This is a genomic window from Sphingopyxis sp. (genome assembly GCF_036402335.1).
GTDB lineage: Bacteria > Pseudomonadota > Alphaproteobacteria > Sphingomonadales > Sphingomonadaceae > Sphingopyxis.
In genome coordinates, this window is record NZ_DASWTD010000569.1 from 1 (window position 1) to 5,612 (window position 5,612).

Annotated in this window: 5 protein-coding genes; 2 read left to right on the top strand and 3 right to left on the bottom strand. The window is 67.4% G+C overall.

Translation table 11 applies throughout. From position 1 onward, the window contains the following. Window positions 1-37 precede the first annotated feature (37 nt). From VGD20_RS18470 to VGD20_RS18480, 3 genes are read right to left on the bottom strand one after another with little or no spacing between them, the layout of a single operon-like run. Window positions 38-1,306 (bottom strand): FAD-dependent oxidoreductase, encoded by a 1,269-nt coding sequence (locus VGD20_RS18470; RefSeq protein ID WP_331135842.1) that lies wholly within the window; start codon window positions 1,304-1,306, stop codon window positions 38-40. Then, window positions 1,296-2,960: an amidohydrolase gene (locus VGD20_RS18475; protein ID WP_331135843.1), complete on the bottom strand. Its 1,665-nt coding sequence runs from the start codon at window positions 2,958-2,960 to the stop codon at window positions 1,296-1,298. Before VGD20_RS18475 ends, VGD20_RS18470 begins: the two co-directional genes overlap by 11 nt. Beyond that, window positions 2,957-3,835 (bottom strand): NAD(P)-dependent oxidoreductase, encoded by an 879-nt coding sequence (locus VGD20_RS18480; RefSeq protein WP_331135844.1) that lies wholly within the window; start codon window positions 3,833-3,835, stop codon window positions 2,957-2,959. Before VGD20_RS18480 ends, VGD20_RS18475 begins: the two co-directional genes overlap by 4 nt. A gap of 57 nt (window positions 3,836-3,892) precedes the next feature. Here VGD20_RS18480 and VGD20_RS18485 point away from each other — a divergent pair, with 57 nt between their 5' ends. Next, window positions 3,893-5,143 (top strand): threonine ammonia-lyase, encoded by a 1,251-nt coding sequence (locus VGD20_RS18485; protein ID WP_331135845.1) that lies wholly within the window; start codon window positions 3,893-3,895, stop codon window positions 5,141-5,143. Next, on the top strand, window positions 5,140-5,541 hold the full coding sequence (locus tag VGD20_RS18490; RefSeq protein WP_331135846.1) for an acyl-CoA thioesterase: 402 nt from the start codon (window positions 5,140-5,142) through the stop codon (window positions 5,539-5,541). Before VGD20_RS18485 ends, VGD20_RS18490 begins: the two co-directional genes overlap by 4 nt. Window positions 5,542-5,612: the final 71 nt, after the last annotated feature.

The window sequence follows — 5,612 nt, forward strand, 5'->3', positions numbered from 1 at the left end:
GGAGATGGGTCCCTGCCTTCGCAGGGACACAGACTCCTTAAAACACCGTCCGCGCCGCCACCGTGCCCTTGGTCGCGAAGCTGAAGCGCGGTTCGACCGCGAGATTCGCGTCGAGGATATGCGCCGCGACGCGTTTCCCCACCGCGGGACCGTTCTTGAACCCATGGCCCGATCCGCCGCCGACAAGCCAGACATGCTCCTGCCCCGGAAAGCGGTCGATCAGATAATCGCCGTTCGAGCTGTTCTCATATTGGCAGACGCGCCCGCCGAGCAGCGGCGCATTGGAAAGGCCGGGAAAGCGGCGCTGCATATAGGCGCGCGCCTCGGCGATGCCCCCGGGCGAGAGCTGGCGCTCCATCGTGTCGGGGTCGATCACCGGGCCATGGGCGTCGATCGCGATCTTGAATCCCGCGCCTTCGAGGTCGGGGATGCCATAGACGATGCGGCCGTTGTTGAAATCGGCCCAGACCGGCAGCTCGGGCGGCGCGAAGCGGCCGTCGCCCTGCGGCGCTCCGAAATGGTAGACTTCCTGCCGCGTCGCGACGATCCTGTTCATCAATTGCTGCGGGAAAAGCTCGGCGATCCACGGGCCCGCGGCATAGACGAGATGATCGGCGGTGCCGCCGTCGGGCAGCGTGTGGCGCTTGGTCTTTTTCGAGAAGAGCGGCGCGGGCATGACGACGCGCTCGACCTCGATCTGCGCGTCGGCGATCAGCTCCTGCACCCCGCGCGCGGCGATCAGCGCGCCCGCCTCGGTTTCGAGGATGCCGGTTTCGCCCTGATAGAATTGCATCTGGCGGTACTTGTTCTGGAGCCAGCTGACGTCGCCATGTTCGTGCCCGACCCGGTTCGCCTGCAACCACGCGAGCGACTGCGCGGTGTAGGCGTCTCCCTGCGGCGCGAACCAGAGGACGCCGGTGTTGTGGAAGATCGGCGCGCTCGCGCTGTCGGACAGGTCTTTCCAATATTTGATCGAATCGCGCGCCATCTCCGAATAGATGGTGTCGGCGCCATATCCCATGCGAATGACGCGGCTTTCACCGCCCGACGAGGCGCGCGCGTTGCCCGCGCCATAGGCATCGAACAGGCGCACCGACTTGCCCGCGCGGAGCAAATGCCATGCGGTCCAGGCGCCAAAGACGCCCGCGCCGATGATCGCGACGTCGACATGCTGGACCTTGGGCTTGGCGGGTTTGCGCTTTTTCGAGCGGCGTTCCTTGCGCTCGGCTGCGGCAGCGGCCGCCGCGACGGGCAGCGCGGCAAGGCCGGTCATCAGCGCTCGGCGGCTCGGCACGTCACCGGCCAACGGTCGCGCCCTCCTTCTTCTTGTAATAGCGATAGCCGCCGATCCATGTTTCGAGCGGAGTCATGCGGCGAATCTCGTCGGGGCTCGCGAGCATGGGATCGGCGTCGACGATCAGGAAGTCGGCGCGCATTCCGGGCATCAAGGTCCCGATCCGGTCCTCGGCGAAGCCGGCGAAAGCCGCAGTGCGCGTGAAGCCGTCGAGCGCGGTTTCGCGCGTCACGATCTCCTCGGGATGCCAGCCGCCGAAGGGCTGGCCCGCGGCATCGGTGCGCGAGATCGCCGCCGCGATGCCGGGGAAGGGATTCGCGCTTTCGACGGGGACGTCCGAACCGAAGGCGAGGCGGACACCCGCATTTTCAAGGCTGCGCCACGCATAGGCGCCCTTGAGCCGCTGCGGGCCGAGCCGCGCCTCGGCCATAACCCGGTCGCTCGGCTGGTGAATCGGCTGCATCGAGGCGATGACCTTGAGCTCGGCGAACTTCGGGATATCGGCGGGGTCGATCACCTGCGCATGTTCGATACGCCAGCGGCGCTCGCCGGGCAGGTCGGCGGTGAGGTCGGCGATCGCCGCCAGTGCTTCGGCATTGGCGGCGTCGCCGATCGCGTGGATCGCGACCTGGAACTTGTCCATCGACGCGCGAACCATCTTGTTGCGAAGCTGCGCGGGGGTGAGCAAAGGCAGGCCCTTTTGCCCCGGGGCGTCGGCGTACGGAGCCTTGAGCCATGCGCCGCGCGATCCGAGCGCGCCGTCGAGATAGAGCTTCACCCCGACCATGCGGAGGCGGTCGTCGTAGAGCCACGGCGTCGGTTCCGGTCCGGCGATCAGCGTCATATTGTCGATGTCGCCGCCGTAGGAGAGGATACGGACCGCGAGCTGTTTCTTGTCGCCCGCGCGGCGATACGCCTGCCAGTCGGCGATGCTCGTGCCCATGTCGGCAATCGCGGTGATACCCTGTTCGAGCAGTTTCTGCTGCGCCAGATACAGCGCGCGGTCGAGGTCGCGCGCGAGCGGCCTGGGTTTGGCACCTTCGACAAGGCTCATCGCCGCATCGACGAAGACCCCGCTCGGCTTGCCGCCTGCCATCTCGATTCGGCCGCCCTCGGGCGCCTTGCTCGCGGCAGTGATTTTCGCCGACGTCATCGCCGCCGTGTTCGCCCAGCCGGCGTGGCCATCGACGCGTTCGAGCCAGACGGGACGGCCCGGCACCGCGGCGTCGAGGTCGGCGGCGGTCGGAAAACGGCCGAGGCCCCATTTCTCCTGGTTCCAGCCCGACCCGATGATCCACGGCATTTCGGGGTTGTCGGCGGCATATTTTCGGATCGCCGCCTGCGCCTCGGCAAGGCTGTTCGTTTCGGAAAGGTCGAGCAGCATGAGCTGGAAGCCAAGCCCCATGACATGGCCGTGCGCGTCGATCAGGCCGGGGATCAGCGTGCGGCCCTTGCCGTCCTCCTTGAAATCGGGGCGTTCGGGGCGCTTGTCCTTGCGGTCGAGCAGCTGCTTGACCTTGCCTTGCGTATCGATGACGAGCCCGGTGAAGCGGACGAGCTGGCCGTCCTTGTCGAGCGTGATGCCGTTGACATTGTCGACAAGCGTGTCGGCGTGCGCGGGGACGGCGACCGAGAGCGCCAGTGCGGTCAGCAGGAGCCGCTTCATTTCGGGAGCCTCGTCACGAGCGAACTGGTGTCCTTGCGGCCGCCGCCGGCCCTTTGCACGTCGGCGTAGAACTGGTCGACGAGGCTGGCGACGGGCAAGGTCGCGCCGTTGACGCGCGCCTCCTCGAGCGCGAGGCCCAAATCCTTGCGCATCCAGTCGACCGCGAAACCGAAGTCGAACTCGTCCTTCGCCATCGTGCCCCAGCGGTTTAGCATCTGCCAGCTCGCCGCGGCGCCGCCCGAGACCGCCTCGAACACCTTGTCGGTGTCGAGCTTCGACGCCTGCGCGAAACGCAGCGCTTCGGAGAGGCCCTGAACCACGCCCGCGATCGCGATCTGGTTGACCATCTTGGTCGTCTGTCCCGCGCCGGGACCGCCGATGTGAACCATGCGCGCGGCATAGGCCTGGATTACTGGCGCTGCCGCGTCGAACGCGGCCTGACTGCCGCCGCACATGATCGAGAGCGTTCCGTTCTGCGCGCCGGCCTCGCCGCCCGAGACAGGTGCGTCGAGGCAGAGGAGGCCGAGCCCTTCGGCCTCGACCGACAGCTGGCGCGCGATGCGCGCCGAAACGGTGGTGTGATCGACGAACAGTGCGCCCTTTCGCATCGCCTTGAACGCGCCGTCGCGGCCGAGCGTCACCTGCGCGAGATCGTCGTCGTTGCCGACGCAGGTGAGGACGACGTCGGCGCCCGCCGCCGCCTCGGCTGGCGTCGATGCCGCCGTGCCGCCATGCTGGCGGGTCCAGGCATCCGCCTTGGCGCGCGTCCGGTTGTAAACGGTGAGGGTGTGCCCCGCCTTGACGAGATGGCCCGCCATCGGTCCGCCCATGACGCCGGTACCGATGAAAGAGATGCGCAATTTTTGTTCGCTCATGCGCGGTCCATAGCATTGTTTGCTTCGCGCGCCAGATGGGCTAGGGCGCCTATCGTTATGACTGATCAACTCACCCTGACCCCCGCCGCCGATTTTTCGGCGATCACATTGGACGATGTGCGCGCGGCGGCGGAGCGAATTAACGGATCGGTCGTGCGGACGCCGACCTTGCACTCGCAGACCTTGTCCGAGCTGGTCGGCGCCCAGGTGTGGCTGAAGTTCGAGAATTTGCAGTTCACCGCGGCGTACAAGGAGCGCGGCGCGCTCAACGCGCTGCTGCTGCTGAGCGACGAGGCAAAGGCGCGCGGCGCGATCGCCGCGTCGGCAGGCAATCATGCGCAGGGGCTGGCCTATCACGGCAAAAGGCTCGGCGTGCCGGTGACGATCGTGATGCCGAGCACGACGCCGCAGGTGAAGGTGTCGCAGACCGCGAGCCACGGCGCGACGATCGTGCTGCACGGCGAGACGTTCGACGATGCCTATGCACATGCGCGCGAACTGGAGGTCGAGCGCGGGCTGACCTTCGTCCATCCCTTCGACCATCCGCATGTCGCGGCGGGACAGGGGACGGTGGCGCTCGAAATGCTCGAGGACGTGCCCGAACTCGACACGCTGATCGTGCCGATCGGCGGCGGCGGGCTGCTCGCGGGCATGGGCACCGCGGCGCGCGGGATCAAGAACGACATGCGCCTCGTCGGGGTGCAGGCCGAGCTGTATCCGTCGATGTACGCCGAGCTGAACGGCGTCGACATGGCGTGCGAGGGCGACACGCTGGCCGAAGGCATCGCGGTCAAGGAGCCGGGCGCCTACACCCGGAAGCTCGTCGCCGAACTCAACGACGATATCGTGCTGGTCGCCGAGCGCCATCTGGAACGCGCGGTGAGCCTGCTGCTGCAGATCGAGAAGACGGTGGTCGAGGGCGCGGGTGCGGCTGGCCTCGCGGCGATGCTCGCGCATCCGGAAGAGTTTGCGGGGCGCAAGGTCGGGCTGGTGCTCACCGGCGGCAATATCGACACGCGCCTGCTCGCGAACGTGCTGCTGCGCGACCTTGCGCGCTCGGGCCGCATCGCGCGGCTCCGCATCCGGCTTCAGGATCGTCCGGGCGCGCTGTTCAAGGTGATGAAGCTGTTCGACGAGAAGCAGGTCAACATCATCGAAATCTATCACCAGCGCATCTTCACGACGCTGCCCGCGAAGGGGCTGATCACCGACATCGAGTGCGAGGCGCGCGACCGCGAGCATCTCGACAGCCTCGTCGCGGCGCTCCGCGATGCGGGTTATATGGTGACCACCGTCGAGCTCGCATGAGGGAATTTGCGCTCGAACTCACGGCGACGCCCGAGAGCATCGACGAGCTCGGCCATGTCAACAATGCGGTCTGGGTCCAGTGGATTCAGCAGGTTGCGACGGGACATTGGGACGCCGCGGCGCCGCAGAACCACAAGGACGCCTATATCTGGGTCGTGGTGCGGCACGAGATCGATTATCTCCGCGCGCTCGGCCCGGGCGAGACGGTGACCGCGCGGACGTGGGTCGCCGACAAGCCGCAGGGCGCGAAATTCGACCGCTTTATGGAGTTCACCGGCGCGGACGGGAAGGTGCATGTCCGCGCGCGCACCGTCTGGGCGCTGCTCGACAAGGCGAGCGGGCGGCCGCTGCGCGTCACGGCCGAGGTGGTCGCGCCGTTCGCCGGCGACGCGCGATGAGCGGCGCGGCGGGGTGGCGGCCGATGGACGCCGCCGACCTGCCGATGGTCGTTCGCATTTCGGACGTGGTG